The organism is Frateuria sp., assembly GCF_013362045.1.
GTDB lineage: Bacteria > Pseudomonadota > Gammaproteobacteria > Xanthomonadales > Rhodanobacteraceae > Frateuria_A.
On sequence record NZ_JABFWW010000114.1, the window covers coordinates 1 to 2,214 of the forward strand.

Genomic DNA, 2,214 nt, shown 5'->3' on the forward strand with positions numbered 1-2,214 from the left:
ATCAGCGGGTGGTGCCAGGTGCCCGCGGCGTAGTTCACGCCCTGGCCCGGCGCCGCCATGAAGCAGCGCAGCTGCGCGGGAACCGGTACGGGGCCCGCCGCCGCGACGACGACCAGGAAGCGTTGCGGCAGCAGCGGCATGAACGCCTGGCTCCCGAGCCGGTGACGTTCCACCAGCCGCAGCTGGAACGGCAGCGTGCGTGGCCGCGCGCGGAAGATGCTCAGCACCGGATGGCCACCTTGCCGGCCGGTGTCCAGCTGCGCAAGGTCGTCGTACCGCTGCGCGAAGCCTTCGTAGATCGCGCGGTGCTGCGCGCCCTCGCCGGCCTCGATCACGTCGCCGAACGGACGGAACGACTGCGGGTGCAGCGGTTCGACTGACAGCCAATGGCGAGCGTGCCGGGGATCGGTCGTCATGGGTGGTGTCCGGGTCTGCGGGATCAGGAGCAGCAGGAGCGACGCTGCGGCGCTGCGGGCGTAGCCAGGTCCTCGAGGATCGTGCAATCGATCGCAGGTCCGCCCGCGCAGGCGCTGTTGCAGCCATCGACGAAGCCCGCAAGGCTGGCTTCCAGCGCCTGCAGCTCGGCCAGCTTGCTGCGCACCCCGAGCAGGTGCTGCTGCGCGATGTCACGCACTTCCGCGCAGTCACGCCGGGGCTCGTCGACCAGGCCCACCAGCTCGCGCACCTGCTCGATCGTGAAGCCGAAATCGCGACAGCGGCGGATGAATGCCAGCCGGCGCACCGCGGAGGCGTCGTAGTGGCGCTGGTTGCCTTCGGTGCGCGGTGCCGCGGGCAGCAGGCCCACTTCCTCGTAGTACCGGATGGTGGGCACGCTGCAGCCGGTCTGCCTGGCCGCGGCGCCGATGGAAAGGGGCATGGCTGCGCTCATGCTCCTATCCTAGGCCACGCGCAGGCCGAGGATCCCGTCACGCCTTGACAGCCGCACATGCTGGCGGCCCGCAGTTGCCGGCGACGGCGCCAGGCCAACGTGCCCGCGACGATGGCCAGCGCCAGGGCTCCGATCGCGAGCGGCAGCCACGAGCCGCTGAACGCGGCCAGCATGCCCATCGCGCCGGCGAGGAGCCCCGGGACCCCGAGCCACAGCGTGGCAGCCGCACCGGCGATGGGGGCCGCGCAGCAGGCCACACAGGCCGCGCCGGCACCGAGAACGAGTTTCCAGGGCTTGATCATCAGGACATCTCCAGGGCATGGGCCGATCGCCCACGCCCCGCACGGTAGGAGCTCAAGCCACTTGAGGGTCAAGTCCCCCCGGCCGCGCCGCACAATCGGGCATGGATGCGCTCAAGACTTTCGGCCTGTTCGTGCTCACCGCGATCGCGGAAATCGTCGGCTGCTACCTGCCGTACCTCTGGCTCCGGCAGGGCGGATCGGCCTGGCTGCTGGCACCCGCCGCGGCAAGCCTGGCGGCGTTCGCCTGGCTGCTGTCGCTGCATCCGACCGCCGCGGGCCGCGTCTATGCCGCGTATGGCGGCGTCTACATCGGCGTGGCGATCGTCTGGCTGTGGGCCGTCGACGGTGTGCGGCCGACGACGACCGACTGGGTCGGTGTCGCCGTGAGCCTTCTCGGGATGGGGATCATCATGGCCGGCAGGCGCGCGTGAAGAACATTCCGGGCATGTCTTCCTTCGCGCTCGTTCCCGCCGACGCCGTCGAACCGGCCCGCCTGCACGCCGCCTTCACGCAGGCGTTCGCCGATTACCTGATCGGGCCCTTCGAGCTCGCGCTCGCGCAGTGGCCGCAGTTCCTCGCGCGGCAAGGCGTGAACCTCGCGCTCAGCCGGGTCGCCATGAACGGCAATGAGCCCCTGGCCTTCTGCCTCGCCGCGCCCAGGCCCGAGGTGCGCAGCTGGCGCCTGGGCACCATGGGCGCGGTGCCGGCCGCGCGTGGAAGCGGGGCGGCGCCGGTGCTGCTCGGCGACTTCACCGTGCGCGCGAAGGCGGCCGGCATGGCGTGCGTGGAACTCGAATGCTTCGCGCAGAACACGCGGGCGGTGCGGCTGTACGAGGGGCGGGGTTTCGCCACGGTCGACACGCTGCATGGCTACGAACGCGCCGCCAGCCCGGTGGCGCAGGCGGCACCGTCCGCGCCAACCGCCATCGCGCTGGAGGACGCCTTCGACTGGCTGGATGAATGCCTGCAGTCGGGTTGCGAGCTGCCGCTGCAGGTCACCGCGCGGGCGCTGCGCACCTCGCT

General features: G+C 71.5%; 5 protein-coding genes. 2 read left to right on the forward strand and 3 right to left on the reverse strand.

Annotated elements, in window-relative coordinates; all coding sequences use genetic code 11:
- The 3 genes from HOQ08_RS05270 to HOQ08_RS05280 form a co-directional block, all read right to left on the reverse strand.
- On the reverse strand, positions 1 to 416 hold a 416-nt coding region (locus HOQ08_RS05270; RefSeq protein WP_291192328.1), incomplete at its 3' end, for an ureidoglycolate lyase.
- 23 nt (positions 417 to 439) lie between these two features.
- Positions 440 to 889: a helix-turn-helix domain-containing protein gene (locus HOQ08_RS05275; RefSeq protein ID WP_291192329.1), complete on the reverse strand. Its 450-nt coding sequence runs from the start codon at positions 887 to 889 to the stop codon at positions 440 to 442.
- On the reverse strand, positions 886 to 1,191 hold the full coding sequence (locus HOQ08_RS05280) for a hypothetical protein (protein WP_291192330.1): 306 nt from the start codon (positions 1,189 to 1,191) through the stop codon (positions 886 to 888). The genes HOQ08_RS05275 and HOQ08_RS05280 overlap by 4 nt, the downstream gene beginning before the upstream one ends.
- Positions 1,192 to 1,292: 101 nt before the next feature.
- On the opposite strand from HOQ08_RS05280, the gene HOQ08_RS05285 reads away from it, so the two are divergent.
- Positions 1,293 to 1,622 carry a YnfA family protein gene (locus HOQ08_RS05285; protein ID WP_291192331.1) on the forward strand — a complete coding sequence of 110 codons (330 nt, stop codon included), beginning with the start codon at positions 1,293 to 1,295 and terminating at the stop codon, positions 1,620 to 1,622.
- A gap of 14 nt (positions 1,623 to 1,636) precedes the next feature.
- Positions 1,637 to 2,214 (forward strand): GNAT family N-acetyltransferase (locus HOQ08_RS05290; RefSeq protein ID WP_291192332.1); only part of this gene is annotated, 578 nt, incomplete at its 3' end.